The organism is Flavobacterium kochi, from assembly GCF_048286715.1.
In the GTDB taxonomy this organism is placed as follows: domain Bacteria; phylum Bacteroidota; class Bacteroidia; order Flavobacteriales; family Flavobacteriaceae; genus Flavobacterium.
The window spans coordinates 20,968-40,668 of sequence record NZ_JBLVPW010000002.1; the positions used below are offsets into that span (position 1 = coordinate 20,968).

At 35.2% G+C, this 19,701-nt stretch carries 10 protein-coding genes and 1 pseudogene; 9 read left to right on the forward strand and 2 right to left on the reverse strand.

Annotation, left to right across the window (positions count from 1 at the left end):
• The first annotated feature begins 19 nt into the window (after nt 1-19).
• Nucleotides 20-757 (forward strand): NUDIX hydrolase, encoded by a 738-nt coding sequence (locus tag ACNQGH_RS02595; protein ID WP_417954423.1) that lies wholly within the window; start codon nt 20-22, stop codon nt 755-757.
• 182 nt (nt 758-939) lie between these two features.
• Here the strand turns inward: ACNQGH_RS02595 and ACNQGH_RS02600 are convergent, their stop codons facing one another.
• Nucleotides 940-1,104, reverse strand: coding sequence for a hypothetical protein (locus ACNQGH_RS02600; protein ID WP_417954424.1), 165 nt, complete (start codon nt 1,102-1,104; stop codon nt 940-942).
• Nucleotides 1,105-1,321: 217 nt separating this feature from the next.
• On the reverse strand, nt 1,322-2,206 hold the full coding sequence (locus tag ACNQGH_RS02605; protein WP_417954425.1) for an AraC family transcriptional regulator: 885 nt from the start codon (nt 2,204-2,206) through the stop codon (nt 1,322-1,324).
• A 569-nt stretch (nt 2,207-2,775) separates the two neighbouring features.
• Between ACNQGH_RS02605 and ACNQGH_RS02610 the strand changes: the two genes are divergently transcribed.
• The 8 genes and pseudogenes from ACNQGH_RS02610 to ACNQGH_RS02645 all read left to right on the forward strand — a co-directional run bounded on the left by ACNQGH_RS02610 (nt 2,776) and on the right by ACNQGH_RS02645 (nt 19,371).
• Nucleotides 2,776-4,152, forward strand: a complete 1,377-nt coding sequence (locus tag ACNQGH_RS02610) for a sugar porter family MFS transporter (RefSeq protein ID WP_417954426.1) — start codon at nt 2,776-2,778, stop codon at nt 4,150-4,152.
• A 62-nt stretch (nt 4,153-4,214) separates the two neighbouring features.
• Nucleotides 4,215-7,592, forward strand: coding sequence for a DUF5107 domain-containing protein (locus ACNQGH_RS02615; protein WP_417954427.1), 3,378 nt, complete (start codon nt 4,215-4,217; stop codon nt 7,590-7,592).
• A 73-nt stretch (nt 7,593-7,665) separates the two neighbouring features.
• Nucleotides 7,666-10,455: a sugar-binding domain-containing protein gene (locus ACNQGH_RS02620; RefSeq protein ID WP_417954428.1), complete on the forward strand. Its 2,790-nt coding sequence runs from the start codon at nt 7,666-7,668 to the stop codon at nt 10,453-10,455.
• 58 nt (nt 10,456-10,513) lie between these two features.
• Nucleotides 10,514-11,851: a hypothetical protein gene (locus tag ACNQGH_RS02625; RefSeq protein WP_417954429.1), complete on the forward strand. Its 1,338-nt coding sequence runs from the start codon at nt 10,514-10,516 to the stop codon at nt 11,849-11,851.
• A 13-nt stretch (nt 11,852-11,864) separates the two neighbouring features.
• Nucleotides 11,865-14,876, forward strand: a complete 3,012-nt coding sequence (locus tag ACNQGH_RS02630) for a SusC/RagA family TonB-linked outer membrane protein (protein ID WP_417954430.1) — start codon at nt 11,865-11,867, stop codon at nt 14,874-14,876.
• Nucleotides 14,877-14,886: 10 nt separating this feature from the next.
• Nucleotides 14,887-16,506 carry a RagB/SusD family nutrient uptake outer membrane protein gene (locus ACNQGH_RS02635; protein WP_417954431.1) on the forward strand — a complete coding sequence of 540 codons (1,620 nt, stop codon included), beginning with the start codon at nt 14,887-14,889 and terminating at the stop codon, nt 16,504-16,506.
• 60 nt (nt 16,507-16,566) lie between these two features.
• Nucleotides 16,567-18,144 carry a glycoside hydrolase gene (locus ACNQGH_RS02640; protein ID WP_417954432.1) on the forward strand — a complete coding sequence of 526 codons (1,578 nt, stop codon included), beginning with the start codon at nt 16,567-16,569 and terminating at the stop codon, nt 18,142-18,144.
• A 287-nt stretch (nt 18,145-18,431) separates the two neighbouring features.
• A pseudogene (locus tag ACNQGH_RS02645) lies at nt 18,432-19,371 on the forward strand (aldose epimerase family protein).
• Nucleotides 19,372-19,701: the final 330 nt, after the last annotated feature.

A 19,701-nucleotide genomic window follows, 5' to 3' on the forward strand; every position in this document is an offset into this window, starting at 1 on the left:
TAGCTTATATAATTAAAAAATGACCTTCTCCACTTCCAAAAATAATCCCGAAAATAATAGCAATATAGCTAAAGACATTAAACAACCAACGACTGATGGAATTTCGATTGACTGCGTTATATTTGGATTTAACAAAGAAAGTCTTGAAATTCTTTTAGTGCAACATGCAGAAGGAGAGAGCGTAGGGAAATGGGGGCTTCTTGGAGGCTGGTTAGGAAAAGATGAAAGTGCTGATGACGCAGCGCAACGCATATTGCATGAACTAACTAGTCTGGACAACATCTATTTGGAGCAATTAAAAGCTTTTACCAATCCAAATCGTGTAAGCGAAAGAAGAGTTATAACCATTGCTTACTATACATTGGTAAACCGGGAAGACTATAATATAAAAGCCAGTTTTACCTTAAGGGAAGCTAAGTGGTATAAAATTAATGAGATACCAAATTTAATTTTTGACCACAACGAAATTTTTGACTTTAGTTTGATGCAGTTGCGCAATCGGGTACGCCAAGCTCCTATTGGCTTTAATCTTTTACCTGAGAAATTTACATTATTGCAGTTAATGCATCTTTACGAAGAAATATTAGGAATCGAATTGGATAAATCAAATTTTCGCCGAAAAATTTTACACATGAAATTACTGGTTGCTTTGGATGAAAAACAACAAGATGTATCGCATCGGGCAGCGCAATTGTATAAATTTGATTCGGAAATTTACGAAAAACTGACTCTCAAAGGTTTTAACTTTGAGTTTTAAAGTCAAAAGCCGCGACAGATTAAAAAAACTGTGATCATAAAAAAGGGTAAACCAAACAATATTTGAATCTGACTGATTGAATGTATTCCTCTCTTTTAAACAATTGCAAAATATGTATTTTTGATTCAAAACCTTCGCAATACCCTATTTGTATCACTTGTTTTTGAAACAAGTAATGATTTTTAATTTTTGGTATTTGATACCTGACTAATGCACAAATTTTCAAGCATCAGGTTTAAAAGATTCTCCGCAGAGCTCCAAACTTTATCAAAAGTATAGCGTTTTGAAGCTTTAGTTTTGTTAATCATAATGATTTCTTCAGCAAACATTTTAGCTTTATCTATCATATCTCTGCTGTTATACCTGTATTTGCTTGAAGTATTTATTCTTTTTAACAGGGTGGTAACCTAGCTTATGACTGTTTCTGATACATATCTAGAAAGGATATAGCAGCCTAGCTGAGCAAAGGAAGCGGCAGGAGAGTGACCGCTTGACTACTACGAATAGAGTCTTAAGTTTGTAAATACTTTTGATAGTAGCTCTTAAACACAAAATTATAAAAAATCACACTTGGTTTTTGTAACGTAGACGGTACTCTCGAGGTGATATTTCCATCACGGAGCTGAATGATTTTGAAAAATGAAATGGATCGTAATAACCCAAATGATAAGCAATTTCTTTTATTTTCAGGGTGCTAAATTGCAACAGGGTGCAGGATTTCTGTATTTTTAATTGATTGTAATAATCAATTGGTGTAAAGGATGTTTTCTCTAAAAACAAAGATCCAAAATAGGAACTCGAATAGCCGACATGTTGCGCAATTTGCTGTAATGTTATTTTGTTAGTCAAATTGTTTTTCATATAAATAATACTCATGGGTATGACATCCAAAGATTCCGTATCAACTGTTTTTATTTTTAAAAATTGATCTATATACTTTATGCTAGCTAAAAAATGTTGTAAGCAAATACTAGAATACTCCAGATTGTCAGGATAAAATCCCATTTCCAAATTTTGATAAATCTCCTCGAAAAGGTCCAATCTGTCCGACAATCTTGTATCATTTAGATTGATGATTTTTCCAGAAATAGAAGAATATAATGATGTGTTCGTCCCTTTAAAATGAATCCAGTAGATGCTCCAGGGATTTGATGCTTCAGCTTCATAACTATGACTCTTGTGGGCAGGAATAATGAAAGCTTGATTTTTAGAAAGTGAAAATTTTTCGTTTTCAAAAGTTATAAATCCTTTTCCGTTTTCACAGTAAATGAGTATATGCTCGAGGGCACCTTTTGACCGCTTTCGGAAATGGTATTTTGCATTTGGATAGTAACCAATATGAGTTATGAATAGCGCATTTGTCAATTCATTTTCAGATTGGAAATTACGAACACTATAAGGAACAACTATTGCTCTTTCACCTTTAAATCCATCAGCTATTTTATCCATATAGCACTATATATACGTTGAAAAAAAATATTCTAAGGAATATTAATTTGGACCTAAATTTACGAAATAATCATATAGTACATTATTTGAATAGGTATGAATTTTTTTCTGAATCAAATCTATTGGTGTAGTGTAAACTCCAATAATGAAATAAAAAGGTCGTTTTAGGGTTCAAAATTACTAAAAATCATTGCGTTACAACAGAAAAATTTACAGCAAAATTTAATAATCGCAATTTTTGGTTTAATGTCCAACTTTTAAAGGTTTTAAAATAAGAATTTTAGCTAGAATAATGATACTAATTTTCTTAGAGCTATCCGTAAATTCATTTTCGCCAAGCCAATAAACTGTATTTGAACTCCCGTGATTTAAAAATAATTAACTGGTTATCTCATTTATTTTTAACTAAAAAAATAGGCATACTGTAAAAAAAACTTTTTTTATTTTCAGTATAATAACTTATTTCTTTAAATCCATCTTTTTATACATGTTTTACATGAATATTACATTTCAACAGGCTTACCATGTAACGATCTTTGTAAACGATAAATAAATTAAAAATTGAATATATGAGTAAGTATAATTCTTCTTATCTGCTTTTCATCGCATTGGTTTCAGCCATGGGCGGTTTATTGTTCGGATACGACTGGGTAGTAATTGGTGGCGCAAAGCCTTTTTATGAAGTTTTCTTCAATATTGGAGATTCTCCTTCGATGCAAGGTTTGGTAATGGGTAGTGCTATTTTGGGGTGTCTATTGGGAGTAATGATTTCAGGGAGTTTATCGGATAAATACGGAAGAAAACCCTTGATGATCATAGCTTCTGTCTTTTTTACGCTGGCCGCTATTGGCACTGGTATGGTCAATACTATAGAATGGTTTATTGTATGGAGGGTAGTAGGAGGTGTTGGTATCGGTATTGCCTCAAACCTTTCCCCTATATATATAGCCGAAATTGCTCCTAGCGAATCAAGGGGTAAGTTCGTTTCTATAAACCAATTAACGGTTGTTATTGGTATTTTGGCTGCTCAAATCGCAAATTGGTTGATCGCAGATCCGATTGTTGAGGGACAGGCTATTTTAAATTCATGGAATGAACAATGGGGCTGGAGATATATGTTTTGGGCTGGAGCAGTTCCTTCTGTTTTTTTCTTTGCCTTGATATTAATTATTCCTGAGAGTCCTAGATGGCTCGCTAGTCAATATAAATATGAAAAAGCGCAATCGATTTTTAGTAAGATAGGAGGATCTAAATTTGCTCTGGAACAAATCGAACAATTGAAGTCGAGAGTTAGCAATGTAAAAGAAGATGTTAGCTATAAAATGTTATTTGAAGGCAAAATGCCTAAAATTCTTTTATTAGGAATTGTTATAGCGATTTTTCAGCAATGGTGTGGTATAAATGTAATCTTCAATTACGCTCAAGAAATATTTTCTGCCGCCGGTTATGGCGTGTCAGATATTCTATTCAATATTGTTATCACAGGTTTAACCAATGTCATATTCACATTTGTAGGGATGTATTTAGTTGATAAATTGGGACGAAGAGCACTAATGCTATTCGGGTCGATAGGATTAACTTGTATTTATGCCATATTAGGAACATGTTATTATTTTGAAGTGACAGGTGTTGTAGTTTTAATCCTTGTTATTGCTGCTATTGCTTGTTATGCAATGACACTTGCTCCCATTACTTGGGTAGTTCTATCTGAAATATTTCCTACAAGAATACGGGCAATGGCAATGGCTGTGTCTACTTTCTCACTTTGGACAGCTTGTTTTGTCCTTACTTATACTTTCCCGTTATTAAATAACGGTTTGGGATCTTACGGAACATTTTGGCTTTACGGTATAGTTTGCTTGCTGGGATATCTTTTCCTGCGCTTGTATTTGCCTGAAACAAAAGGTAAGTCATTGGAAGAAATAGAAAACGAATTAACAAAATAAAATATAATAAGATGGAGAAATTAACTTCGAATTTAACTCAGCCGAATGGAATTAAAGAAGATGTGTCGCTTAAGAGGTCACAAGATAGAATACTATCTAAAGATAAAAATTGTAAAGACGAAAAAATCACTTCTTATTTAATTCAGTCTACCGTTAATGAAGATGGTGTTGTACGTGTTTGGGCGGAAGATATATTGTTGCCTACTTATCAAATAGGGGAAGAGGAAAAAAATCCTATTTTTCTAGAAAAACGAGTTTATCAAGGTAGTACAGGAGTTGTATATCCTTATCCTGTTGTAGAAAAAATATCGGATTTAAAGGAAGATAAATCATATCATGCCTTATTTATAGAAAATAAATATATAAAAATAATGATACTTCCTGAACTAGGGGGGCGTATCCATATGGCTTATGACAAGGTAAAACAACGTCATTTTGTATATTACAACCAAGTAATTAAACCTGCACTTGTGGGCCTAACAGGACCATGGATTTCAGGAGGTATCGAGTTCAATTGGCCTCAGCATCATCGTCCAAGTACTTTTCTACCTACGGATTATAGTATAGAAGAAAATGCGGATGGTAGTAAAACAGTCTGGTGTAATGAGGTTGAGCGAATGTTTAGGACCAAGGGTATGCAGGGATTTACCTTGTATCCTGATAGAGCATATATAGAGATAAAGGTAAAAGTGTACAATCGCACTGCTTTTCCTCAAACTTTTCTTTGGTGGGCTAATCCCGCAGTTGTGGTTAATGATGGTTATAAGTCTGTATTTCCACCGGATGTTAATGCGGTATTTGATCACGGAAAACGAGATGTTTCCAAATTTCCGATAGCAACAGGAGAATATTACAAACAAGACTATTCTGCAGGGGTTGATATTTCTAAATACAAGAATATACCTGTTCCTACCTCCTATATGGCTGTGCAGTCAAAATATAATTTTGTTGGAGGCTATGAAGACAACGTACAAGCGGGGTTATTGCATGTTGCAAATCATCATATATCTCCTGGAAAAAAACAATGGACATGGGGTAATGGAGATTTTGGTCTTGCATGGGACAGAAATCTAACTGATGTTGATGGCCCGTACATAGAACTGATGACAGGTGTTTTTACAGATAACCAACCTGATTTTTCTTGGTTACAAGCTTATGAAGAAAAATCATGGGTACAATATTTTATGCCATATACCGAAGTAGGCTATGTAAAAAATGCGACAAAGGACGCAATTATAAACATTGAAGTAGAGGGTAATGAAGCTGATTTAATACTATATACAACGAGTCTTTTTGAAAAAGTAAAATTAGAACTTAAGGACAATGTAGATAAGGTATTATATGAAGAAGAAATCACGATATCTCCATTAAATCCTTATAAAAAAAGAGTTTCAATTGGTGATAGATTATCAGAGAATTTAATTTTTACTATTTACACAGCTGATGGTAAAATTCTTGTTCAATATAAAGAAGAAAAAACAGAAATAAAACCTGTTCCCGATCCTGCAAAATCTGCACTTGAACCAAAAGAGATTGCTTCAATGGAACAATTGTATTTAACGGGACTACATCTCGAGCAATACCGTCACGCCACTTATAACCCACTCGATTATTATCTTGAGGCTTTAAGTAGAGACTCTAAAGACGTTCGTTGCAATAATGCGGTAGGATTGCTAATGATGAAAAGAGGACAGTTTGAAAAAGCAGAAGCGCATTTTAAAATTGCAGTGGAAGTATTAACAGAGCGTAATCCAAATCCTAATGATGGAGAGCCTCTCTATAATCTGGGCTACTGCCTGAAGTTGCAAGGAAAGTTTGATGATGCTTACAATTCACTTTTCAAATCTACTTGGAATGCCGCTTGGCAAGATGCTGCTTTTTATGCGTTGGCACAAATTGACAATACAAAAGGAGAATGGGCAGAAGCTTTAGAGCGTATAGAATCATGTCTTATTCGCAACTGGCACAATCACAAAGGACGTCAATTGAAAGCTTCTATTTTGAGAAAATTACATAGAAACGATGAGGCTTTGGCTTGGATTGAAGAGTCAATTAAGATTGATCGTTTTAATATGGGATGTCGTTTTGAGAAATATTTACTAACAAAAGACAAAGCTATACTTGATGAGATGAATACCATAATGCGTCAATGGTCACATGGATATATAGAATATGCACTCGACTTTGCGGGTGCTGGATTGTATGACGAAGCGAGTCAATTGCTGAAAGAATGTATCCAAGAACCTGAAACTACTTATCCGATGGTATATTACACTTTGGGGTACTTCGCCTCTATGCAGGGGGATAGTAATAAGGCAATGAAATGGTATGAAAAAGCATCTTTGCAGTCTCCTGAAAAGTGCTTTCCTAACCGTATCGAGGAAGTAAATATTTTGCAAGATGCAATTCGATTGAACCCTAACGATGCCAAAGCTCCTTATTATTTAGGTAATTTCTGGTATGCATTTCGTCAGTACGATAATGCTATTAAGTGTTGGGAATCTTCGGCTACTATTGATAATAAATTTCCAACTGTGTTGAGAAATCTTGCCCTTGCTTATTTTAATAAACTGGACAACAAGGTAGCGGCTCAAGAATTACTGGAAAAAGCATTTGAATTTGATAGAACTGATTCTAGAATATTTATGGAACTAGACCAATTATATAAAAAAATTGGTAAATCTCCTTCTGAAAGATTGGAATTTTTGGAGCAATATGGTAACATGGTCGAAGAGCGTGATGATTTATGTATTGAACGTATTATTTTGTACAACCAACTAGGGAAATATGATATTGCAAAAGATCTTATCTCTAAACGAAAATTTCATCCTTGGGAAGGAGGTGAAGGAAAGGTAACTGGACAGTATACACTATGTAGAGTAGAATTGGCAAAGATTGCAATAGCTGAAAAACGATTCACTGATGCTATTCAACTACTTAAAGAAACAGAAGTATATCCTCATGATTTGGGGGAAGGTAAATTGAAGAATGCCGAAGAAAATGAGGTGTATTACTATAAAGGATTAGCTTATAAAGGGCTTGGAGATTTGGAAAATGCAAATGCAAATTTTATTCAGGCAACTCTTGGGTCATCAGAACCTGTTCAGGCTTTTTTCTACAACGATCAACAGCCGGATAAGATCTTCTATCAAGGACTTGCTTGGCGTGAATTGGGAGACGAAAATAAGGCTTGCAGCCGTTTCAATAAGCTAGTTGCTCATGGAGAAAAGTATTTGTTTGAAAAATGTCGAATCGACTATTTTGCGGTATCCCTTCCAGACCTTGCTATTTGGGATGATGATTTAAATATTCGAAATCAAGTGCATTGTTATTATGTTATGGCACTTGGGTATAGTGGATTGGGAAGTGCAGCGCAATCTGAAAAATATTATGAAAAGGTTAAACAATTGGATATAAACAAGCAAACCTTTAGCAAGTAGCAATAGTATTTTATTAGAATGTCTTCGGATAACTGAATAAAATATTTAATTATAAAATTTTAATACTATGCAAATGAAACATTTAGTAGCAGCTGTCTTACTTTTATTTTTACTCTGTTCATGGGACTCTAGGGATAAGTTGGTAATGGATATAGCCGGAAAGTGGACTGTGCAGTTAGACAGTATAGGTATTGGGCTGCAAAACGGATGGCAAAATAAGGCCTTTAAGCAAGTAATGCAATTACCGGGAACTACTGATGATGCCAGACTTGGAGTTCCCAACAAACTAAAACCAAGTTTGCAGAAACCTCAATTGAGTCATTTAACTCGAAAAAATAGTTATTTAGGAGCGGCATGGTATACCCGTGAAATAACAATTCCTGATAATTGGAAAGGTAAAGAATTTATATTGAAATTGGAGCGTGTAATCTGGAAAACCAATGTTTGGGTAGATGGCAAAGAGCTAGAAAGGGAACAACATAGTCTAATTGCTCCTCATTATTTTGACCTTACGAAATATCTAATTCCTGGACAAACACACCGACTGACTATTCGTGTTGACAATCGAAAACAGTTTGATATGAGTGTAGATAATATGGCGCATGCTTATACCAATGAGACACAGATTATTTGGAACGGTATCATAGGCGATATGAAAATAGAAGCCTTGGATCCTATTCGTATTACTAATTTGCAAGTAAATCCAGATATTGACTTAGGAAAAGCAAAATTAACTATTACTCTAAATAACAATACGAAAAAAAACGAAAAAGGAGTTTTAAATATTGTTGCGGTTAATAAAAAGAGTAAAATTTTGATTAATGCCCTTAAACAGACTATTCAAATAAAAGCAGGACAATCTGTAATTGAAGTTGATTATAATATGGGCGAGAATATAAAACTTTGGAGTGAATTTTCTCCAGAATTATATGAATTAAAAGTCCAGTTGAAAACAACAAAAAACAAATCATTCACTTCGGTAGATTTTGGGATGCGTAAGTTTTCTAGAAAGGGTTCTGTACTTACGATAAATGAGAAACCTGTGTTTTTAAGAGGAACATTAGAATGTGATATTTTTCCGCTTACAGGTCATCCACCAATGGACAAAGATGGCTGGAAAAAAGTATTTGTAACTGCTAAAGAATGGGGGTTAAATCACCTTCGTTTTCACTCATGGTGTCCTCCTAAAGCAGCTTTTGAAGTAGCTGACGAAATGGGCTTCTACTTGCAGGTGGAGCTGCCAGTTTGGGCTCTTAATATTGGTCAGGATCAAAGGGTAACCGATTTCTTGTATGCTGAAGCGCAACATATGATTGACGAATATGGTAATCACCCCTCTTTTTGTATGTGGTCTATGGGCAACGAATTACAAGGCGATATATCTGTATTGGCTAAAATGATGAACAGCTTAAAGAGTAAAGATACAAGGCATCTTTATACAACTACCTCTTTTACTTTTGAAAAAGGATATGGGGTTTGGCCAGAACCTGGAGATGATTTCTTTATTACCCAATGGACTAAAAAAGGTTGGGTACGCGGGCAAGGCGTTTTCAATAGTGAATCTCCCACCTTTAACAAAGATTATTCAACTTCAGTAGAAGGTATGAATGTGCCTTTGATCACACATGAAATAGGGCAGTATGCAGTTTATCCTAAGGTAGACGAAATTTCCAAATATACAGGAGTTTTAGAACCGCTCAATTTTAAGGCAGTAAAAGAAGATTTGGAACGCAAAGGAATGATAAATAAGGCAGCAGATTATACCAAAGCCTCAGGTAAATTGGCCGTGATATTATACAAAGAGGAGATAGAGAGAGCCTTAAAAACAGCTGGAATTAGCGGTTTTCAATTGCTGGACTTACACGACTTCCCGGGTCAGGGAACAGCTTTAGTAGGATTATTGGATGCTTTTTGGGATAGTAAAAATCTAATTTCTGCAGAAGAATTTAGAGAATTTTCGGCTCCCGTTGTTCCTTTAATCCGTTTCCCCAAAGCAACATACACAAACGATGAATCTTTTGTTGCCACTTTGGATGTAAGCAATTATTCGCAGGGTGCCCTAAAGGATCAAATAATAGAGTGGAGTATCATGGATAACAATACTTTACTGGCTTCGGGGATGGTGAAAACTACAATTTCGTTAGGCTATAATCAAAAGGTTATTGAGATCCATGAGCGTCTTCAAAAAATAAATAGGGCAGCTAAATTGATAATCAAAGTAGCGCTAAAAGGAACCGATTACAAAAATCAGTGGAATATATGGGTTTATCCACAAAAGCAGATTATAGATTATGGCAAAGTGGTTTACACGAGAAGCCTCAAAGAAACGTATAAACTTCTTGCTGCCGGGCGTAAGGTATTGTTAAATCCGGATTGGAAAAAAATTAAAGGCATTGAAGGGAAATTTGTCCCTGTATTTTGGAGCCCTGTCCATTTTCCTAAACAAGCTGGTACTATGGGCGTGCTTTGCGATCCAACGCACAAAGCCTTGGCTGATTTTCCAACAGATATGCACACTGATTGGCAATGGTGGGATTTAAATGTCAATTCTACGACTCTTATTATGGACAGTATTCGTGGTGGCAATCCTATTATAGAGATGGTAGACAACTTTGCGAACAACCGTAAACTGGCATCACTTTTCGAAGGTAGTGTAGGATCAGGAAAACTTGTAATAGCGTCCTTTGATTTAGCTGCAGATTTAGACAAACGCCCAGTTGCCAAACAGATGTTAATTTCCATACTTAATTACATGAATAGTGAATTATTTAAGCCTGAAACTATTAAAAATCCGGATGCTTTGAAATTGATTTTGACAGATGAAAAGGATAAAGTCAAAGAATCAGCCATAAGTATTTATTAAAATAAATCAAAACAACCAATTTATTTATACTAACCTAATTTTTGCAAACATGAAAAAAATGAAATTATTATTTTTGCTTGTTCTATTTTCTGCCTTTATAGGCTGTGAAAATAACGAGCCAACTTTTCCAGCTTCTGGTGATCCCAGCGTAGGAGTGGAGACAAATGAAATTTATGGCGGGCCCGATAGAAAGTTTGAAATTAAAGCATCATTAAATGATGATTTGGGTCTAAAATCAGTCCAAATTAGAATACCTGAACTTCAATTGGATAAAGTAATTGAATTCGCTACAGATCCTTTGATTAAGGAGTACGATCTTAATTATAAATTTTTGGTTCCTGAGGGTAAACTTACCACAGATAAATTCGAAGTAGAGTTGTTAGTGACCGATGTATCGGGTAATGTTGCGACAAAAAAAATAAACTTAAGATTAGATGGTGATTTTGAAGCGCCAAAATTGACTAATTTAAAACCTGCAGAGGGAAGTGTTGTTTTTAAGACAAATGATACAAAAGTTACGGTAAGTTTTAAAGCAGAAGATATTACAGGTATTGATAACTTAACTGTATCATGTGCTGCTTTGGGAATTAGTGATGTAGTTACTGTTGGAGATGCTAAATTATATGAATATTCTAAAACCTTTTCAATTCCAGCAGATCTTAAATCCTACGATATTTTAATCACTGCTAAAGACAATTTTTTAAAGCAAAATCAAGCCACCACTAAACTAAATTTCACAGTTGCAGATGGCCTGACTTCCATGTATTTAGTTGATCTACCTATTAATTCAAACCTGTCTAGTGATGCTTTTGGAGTTCCTATGCGTTTTCATAGTAAAGCAGGGAACGTATTCACTTTCAAGTACTATGCTGATTCAGATAATAAGGGAATCTATTTTCTTGGCCAAGAAACATCTTTTGAGCCCCACTGTTTTGGATTATCTTCCGGGGGATCACTTGGAAATAGTATAACTACTCATGCTATTATTTTGCCAACCAAAGGGTATTATAAAATCGCTGTTAATCCAATTGACTTAACTTATTCAGTTACACCATATGTCCCAACTCAGGCCCCAATTAATTTGAGTACTACCCCTATAACGATATGTGGTAATGGTATGGAAAATGGCGGTTGGGATCCAAATTCTACTCTTCTTTCACTTTCTGCCGATCCATCAAATCCGTATAGGCTGTCTCGAGAAATAAAATTAGATGGAAAGGGTATAGCAATGACAATTACAGGGAATAATTGGAATCCGTTCTGGCGATTAGACAGCTTTGGTGTTGCCCCTTTTCTTGGTGGAGGAAATGCAACATACAGTGGAGTAGCTGCGGGTACTTATATTTTTACACTTGATACTGAATTAGAGCGTACCACTTTAATAAAAAAACAATAAAAAATAATTTAAGATGAAACAAAAAATAATTTTGATTCTTACTGCCTTGTTATTTAGCGTGATAGCTGTAGGGCAGATAACTGTGAAGGGCAAAGTTTTAGATATAAAATCAGAGCCTCTTGTTGGTGTAAATGTTGTGCTGAAAGGTTCAACTATGAACACCAGTACCGATTTTGACGGTAATTATTCACTTACTGTTCCAAGTAAGCTGTCGGAAATTGAATTTTCGTATGTTGGTTATACTAGCAAACTAATAAAAATAGGTGAAAATACAATCATTAACATTACGCTTGAAGACCTCAAGAATGAATTACAGGAAATAGTTGTGATCGGTTTTGCTACGGTAAAAAAGAGTGATTTAACAAGCTCTATTGCCACAGTAAAAGGAAAAGAATTGAAGACTATGACTGTGGGGAATGTAAACGAATCACTTCAAGGTAAAGTTGCAGGAGTACAAGTTGTAAGTGGAGGGAGTCCAGGAGCCATGCCTAAAGTATTAATTCGTGGAATCTCAACTATAAATTTAAGTACAGATCCACTTTACGTAATTGATGGCGTGCCTATGGGGACGAATGCAAACTTTTTGAATCCTAATGAAATTGAAAGTATGGAGATACTTAAGGACGCTTCCGCAAGTGCTATTTATGGTAGTCGGGCTTCAAATGGGGTAATTTTGATTACAACTAAAAGAGGTAAAGCTGGAGCGACTACTTTCAATCTAGATGCCAGCTATGGGGTACAGTTAATGAAAAATCCTTACAATATGGCAGACGCGGAAGAGTATGCAACTATATTTAATACTGCAGCTTTGGCTTCCGGATTTCCTGCCGAGTTTGGTGATCCTGCTAGTTATAGAGGAAAATCCACTGATTGGTGGAACGCTGGTATTAGAAAAAGATCATTTGTTAGCAATGTAAGTTTTGGATTTCAAGGCGGTAGTGAAAAAAACACTTATGCTGTTAGTTTGAATTATTATAAGAGAGAATCTTTCTATGAAAAAGGAGGATGGGAAAAAATTACTTCTCGTATTGCATCAGATTATAAGTTTTCGAAAAAGATATCGGCAGGTTTTTCACTTAATCCTAGATACGAATCTTACGGTAGTCCCGACAATTGGGCTGATTTTGACCAAATTGATCCTATTACGCCGATCTACAAACCTGCCAATCAATTGACGGGAGATGAGAATGAATACAGTATCTATGCAAGATCCCCAACTTACGTATGGAATCCTATTGCAAGAATTAAAAGATTTAAATCCAAAAATAAAAATTATGCACTCGCTACTAATGGATATGTTCAATTTAGCCCTATAAAAGATTTAATTTTACGTTCACAAGCTTCTTTTGAATTGAATTCTGCTATTTCAGATAATTTTTATCCTGATTTTATAATTGATGTCGCTCATGAAAGTCAATTGATTAACTCAATTTCCCGTAGCACAAGTATGACTCGTTCTTGGAGTGTCCAAAACACAGCGACTTATATGAAAACTTTTGCTGAAAAGCATAATTTCTCTCTTATGGTTGGTAATACGGCCGAAGAAGTTAATGGAGCAGATTTATATGGTTCAAAGCAAAAACTTCCTAATAATACTGATGCTTTGCAAGAGTTGAATGCGGGGACTTTGAACCCGCAAACAAGTGGAAGTTCATATACCAATTCGATTATGTCTTATCTAAGTCGTTTGACTTATAATTATGATAGTAAATATTACCTGACAGCCACATACAGACGAGATGGATCTTCTAAATTTTTAGCTAATAACAAGTGGGCTTCTTTTCCTTCTGCTTCATTTGCCTGGAGAGCTTCAAATGAGGAATTTATGTCTAATTTTTCCGACGTATTAAATGATCTTAAGGTTAGAGTAGGATGGGGGAAAGTTGGAAATCAAAATTTGCCAGCAAGTGTGTATCTTTCTAAACTAGGGCAAAATTATTATTCTATTGGTGATATGGTTGTAAATACCACTTATCCAAGTGCGGTTCCTAATAAAGACATACAGTGGGAGACAGTAGAGGATATCAATGCCGGAATAGATTTTGGACTTTACAAAAATAAGCTTTCTGGATCGATAGAGTATTATGTGAAAAACACTGAAAACATGTTGTTCCAAAAAGCATACCCTAATTACAGTGGGTATCCATCTGATGCTCGAATCTGGTCCAACGTAGGTTCAATGAGATCGCAAGGTCTGGAGTTTAGTCTCTCTTATAAAAATTCAGTAAGAGATTTTAACTACGGAGCAAATTTTAACTTCACAAGTACCAATGTAAAAATGACAAAGCTTAGTGTTGAGAATGAGCAATTATTTGGTTTTGGAGAAAAAACACTTACAGTTGAAAATGATGAGCCGGGTTATTTCTTTGGCTATAAAGCCGATGGTTTGTTTCAAAATAAAGTCGAGTTGAATGCGCATACAAATGAATATGGAGATTTATTGCAGCCTTATGCTAAGGAGGGAGATATTCGATTCGTGGATGTAAATGGTGATGGCGTGCTTGATTCTAGTGATAGAACAAAAATTGGTTCACCTTGGGCTGATTTCACAATGGGCTTAAATTTGAATTGCTCCTATAAAAGATTCGACTTTTTGGCCAATTTATATTCAAGTATAGGGAATGATTTGGTAAATCAAAACAAAGACGGGCTCAATAATGCGTCATCTAGAACTAATAAATTAAGTGGCTTGTCAGAATCAGCTTGGCATGGTGAAGGGACCTCTAATGATATACCACGTTTGTCACAAACGGATAATAATCAAAATTACTCTCGTTTTTCTTCATTTTATATTGAAGATGGTTCCTATCTACGTCTAAAGAATATCCAATTTGGATATACAATAGATAAAAAAATGGGATTTGAGAAAATAAGATGTTCGGTGTCGGCTCAGAATCTGTTTACTCTTACAAAATACTCCGGTGTAGATCCTGAAGTTGGAGGAGATGTACTTGGATTTGGATTTGGTGGTTGGAATTATCCAGTTCAAAAAACCATTTTATTTGGAATTAATGTATCATTTTAATTTATTATTCATGAAAAAAATAATTTTATCAATCATAGCCTTGTGTTTTATTTCAAGCTCTTGTAGCAACGATTTCATCGAACACAATGAGAGGGGTACACAAACCCTCGACAACTATTTCTCCAGTTCAGAAGAGTGTCAGACCTTTGTAAACGATTTGTATAAGCGTGCATTTTTGCACTACGACTGGTATCAACTGATTCCAGGGCGATTGGCAAATGAAACTGCCACAGATGATGCCTGGATGGGTAATACAGGACAAAATGCATCGGGTTTCATTCCCGCAGCCCAGTATCTTATGACTCCCAATAATATGGGGTATCTGTCGGACTTGTTCAAAACGCGCTACGAAAATATTGGAGCATGTAATGTTGCAATAGATGGCATTAAAAAAGCTCCAATAAGTGATACGCTGAAAAATCAATATTTGGGAGAATCCTTGTTTCTTCGGGCCTATAATTATTATGATTTAGTCAACAATTTTGGAGGTGTACCCTTGGCATTAGGTCCTTTAGGGATTGGTGATTTGACTTTGGAAAGAGCTCCGAAAGATAAGGTGTATGAAAGTATTGAAAAAGATCTTTTGATGGCAGCCGATATGTTAAAACCATCTTATGCAGCCTCAGATAAGGGAAGGGTCACTAAATGGGCCTGTTATGCATTACTGGCAAGAGTTTCTTTGTTTCAAGAGAAATGGGCAGAGGCTGAGAACTATGCAAATAAGGTAATCACAGAAGGAGGATTTTCTTTGGAAAATAATTTTCTGAATATATGGAGTGTAAACAATCACAATGGTGTCGAATCTATTTTGGAAGCTCAAAGTAATAGTGATCCAAGCAAGCAACTAGGTAACATATTGTCTACATTCACTGGAGCTAGGGGTGAATCGAAAGATAACTTTCCAAGCAAAAGCGCTTCTGATGTGATGGATGGATGGGGATGGTGTGTGCCAACAAGTGATTTAGAGAACTGTTATTTATCTGAAAATGATGTGGTTCGTCGTCGCAGTACAATCACAGTTACTGGAGATGCAGCTTACGGAGATGAGGCAGACAATCCGACTCATATTTGGGATGTTAAGCAAAGCAAATCGGGACGTATTATTCGTAAATTTTATATACCTATAGCAACTCGGCGTACACTTGTAAGTACCTATGGTAATGCTCCGCTTAATGTTCCGGTCATACGTTTAGCTGAGATGTATCTGACTAGTGCGGAAGCAGCTTATCATTTAGGCAAATCGTCCCAAGCAATGAATTATGTAGATATTATACGAAAGCGTGTAGGACTTTTACCAAAGACAGGAAAAGTTTTTGGAGATGATATTCTTCGAGCCATTTGGAAAGAACGTCGCATGGAATTAGCTTTTGAGGGACTTCGTTTGTTTGATATTCGTCGTGAAATAGATCCCAGTTCCAATAAGCCTGTAATAGCCAGTATTTTGGGGGCTTCAGGAACTTTTGTGTTGTATAATACTACTTTGTCCACAGACAAATATGAAACAACCAATTTAAAAGAACTGCAAGATAAAGGTGTCAACTTTAATATAAATAAAAATCTTGTATGGCCTATACCGCAATCTGAAATAGATAGAAGTGCAGGTTTGATCAAACAGAATCCAAATTATTAAAAAATTATGAGGATATTAAAAATAACTTTAACAAGCTTGTTTTTTGCAGGCTTGTTAATAATGTCTTGTTCATCAGAAGTCGGTCTGGAAGCACCACCAATACCTTCAGATGTCAGAGAAATTAAAATCGACTTGAATCAAGAGCTACAAACGATGGATGGTTTTGGAGCATCGGATGCCTGGCGATGTCAGATGGTTGGGAAAAATTGGCCAATTGAAAAAAGAAATGCTATTGCCGATTTACTTTTTAGTAAGGAAATTGATGCATCAGGTAACCCCAAAGGAATAGGGTTATCCATCTGGAGATTCTATTTAGGTGCAGGCAGTGCAGAGCAAGGATCAAACAGTAATATTACAGATGAGTGGCGTAGAGGCGAGTGTTTTCAGAAACCAGATGGAACTTATGATTGGACAAAACAGACAGGACAACGATGGTTTTTACAAGCAGCTAAAAGTCGCGGTGTAGAAAAATTCCTAGCATTTACAGTCAGTCCACCTGTGCAAATGACTCTAAATGGAAAGGCTTTTTCCTCTCAGAAAGAGAATATGAACATCAAAACAGGAATGCTTCCGAATTATGCGGATTTCTTGGTCGAAACCATAGATAATTTGCAACGTAATGAAGGAGTTACTTTTGATTATTTAAGTCCGATAAATGAACCACAATGGGATTGGATGGCAGGAAGTAATGGACAAGCGAGTCAGGAGGGAACGCCTGCTACCAATCAGGAGATATTCGATTTCACTAAACTATTGTCCGACAGAATGAAATCGAAGTCATTAAAGACCGAGATTGTTCTTGGTGAAGCAGCAATAATTAATTATTTATATGATGATGTTAATGGGGAAAATAGAGACGACCAAATAAATGTTTTTTTTGGTGCTCCTTCAACAAATATATCACAACTTGCTAACTTAAAAAAGGTAATTACAGGGCATAGTTATTTTTCGGTTTGGCCAGTAAATGATCAGGTAAGCTATCGTGAACGATTAAATTCTCGTATTAAACAAGTGGGTAGCTTAAAATACTGGCAAACCGAATATTGTATCTTGGAACAACCAGGTACGGCAGAAATTCCCGGTGGATCAGGTAATCAAAGAGATCTTGGAATGAAGACCGCATTGTTTGTAGCGCGTATCATTCACAACGATATTGCAGTTGCCAATGCTTCATCCTGGCAGTGGTGGACTGCTCTTACCAGAGCTGACTTTAAAGATGGATTAATTTATCTTGATGATGGTAGTAATAATGGTAGTACTATCGGTGACTATTGCAAAAATGATGGATTTTACCACGATTCAAAATTATTATGGGCTTTTGGGAATTACTCGCTTTTTGTACGTCCAGGAATGATTCGTCTACAAGTACCTAATCAAAACGTAACGTTGGCATCTACCGATGTAATGTTAACTGCTTATAAAGATTTAGCCAAGAAAAAACTGGTTATTGTAGCTGTTAATTTTAGTGATTCAGCGAGATCTTATAAACTCAATTTAAGTATTTCTTTGAAAAACAATGAGTTAACTCCTTATGTAACTTCTGAAGATTCAAATTTAAAAAGAGGAGCCAACGTAAACAGTAGCAAGTTTGAAATACCTGCTCGTTCTATCGTTACTTATGTTGGGGAGTATAATTAATATTTTTTAGAATTTAAAATCGTTTGTCTTCTTGTCTGTCTGAGCTTTTCGACGTCTTATTTATGTAAGTACTTCGGAAAGACCAGTATGGCTGTGCGGTAAAATGATGGGTATCAATTAGACTAATTCACATAATTGATTATAATTTTTAAATTAATTTTTCATAAAAAAAAGCAATGGAGATAAAAAAAAAGTCACATTTTATGTATAATTCTACTGTAGAATTATTTGGGTTAATGCCTAATGACGAAGTGGTTGATTCTTGCGAATTAACGAACAAAAATGGAATGCAGTTGAAGGTTATCAATTATGGTGCTACCATTACTTCATTGAAAATGCCATTAAAAAACGGAGAAGTTGTTGATGTGGTTTTAGGGTTCGACACTTTAGAAAAATATATAAAATCCTTCGATTTAAAGGGAGCACCTTATCTTGGAGCTACCGTAGGGCGTTTCGCGGGCAGAATCAACAATAGTGTTTTCAGTTTGAATGGAAAAACAATTCATTTAAACAAAAACAGTAACAATCATTCGTTACACGGTGGAAATCATAACTTCAGCCAAAAGGTTTGGAAGGTTAAAAAAGTAAAGAATGGTAAAGACCCATCAATAACTTTAAGCTATTTTAGTCCAAATAATCAAGAAAATTATCCAGGGGATTTATCGGTAGAATTGACCTATACTTTGTCTGAAGAAAATGAATTAATAATTGAGCACATAGCCACTACCACTCAAGATACACCTTTAAATTTAACCCATCACAGTTATTTTAATCTTGATGGTCACGAATCCGATATCACGGAACAAGAATTGATTGTGAATGCAAAAAAAATGTTGGAAACTACGAGGGAAAATATTCCAACGGGTAGTTTTTTGAATCTGGAAAACAATCCTTTTGATTTTAGTCAGCCGAAAAAGTGTCCTTCAAAAATAGATAACACATTTGTTTTAGAAAAAGAAAATGAATTTGCTGCATCGCTTTTCAATAAAAATAATAATCTGAAAATGTCGGTACACCAATCAGCCTGGAGTTCATATTTATGTTGGAGGGAATTGTTTTAAAACTATAAAAGGAAAACAAAGCACAGAATATCATTCTTTGAGTGGTATTTGTTTTGAAACACAGAATTTTCCTGATGCGCCTAATCATAGCCATTTTCCAAGTTCGATTTTGAAAAAAGGAGAGAGGTTCCATCATAAAACGATTTATAAGTTTCAATCCTTTTAAGATAAAACTAACGCTAGATTGTAGGGGTATAATATCATTTGATGAATAACAAAAAAATATATAATGGCTACTAAAAGATTCTTGTTACCAATTTTTATTTTATCCTGCCTTACTTTTAATCAGATATTATTTGGAGAATCTCAAAAAATTAACATGAAGATTAAATAGTAGTCAGGGTAAATAAAAAGAGATGAGAAAAGTTGGAAGTGAAACGGATTTTGAGCGTTAAACGTCTTTTAAGAGTTTCGTTAAAGCAAGATTCCCCGCTTTTTCAGAAGAGGGGAATCTATTTTCTTTTATTTAGTTGTCACTACATTAGAATGCAGGAGG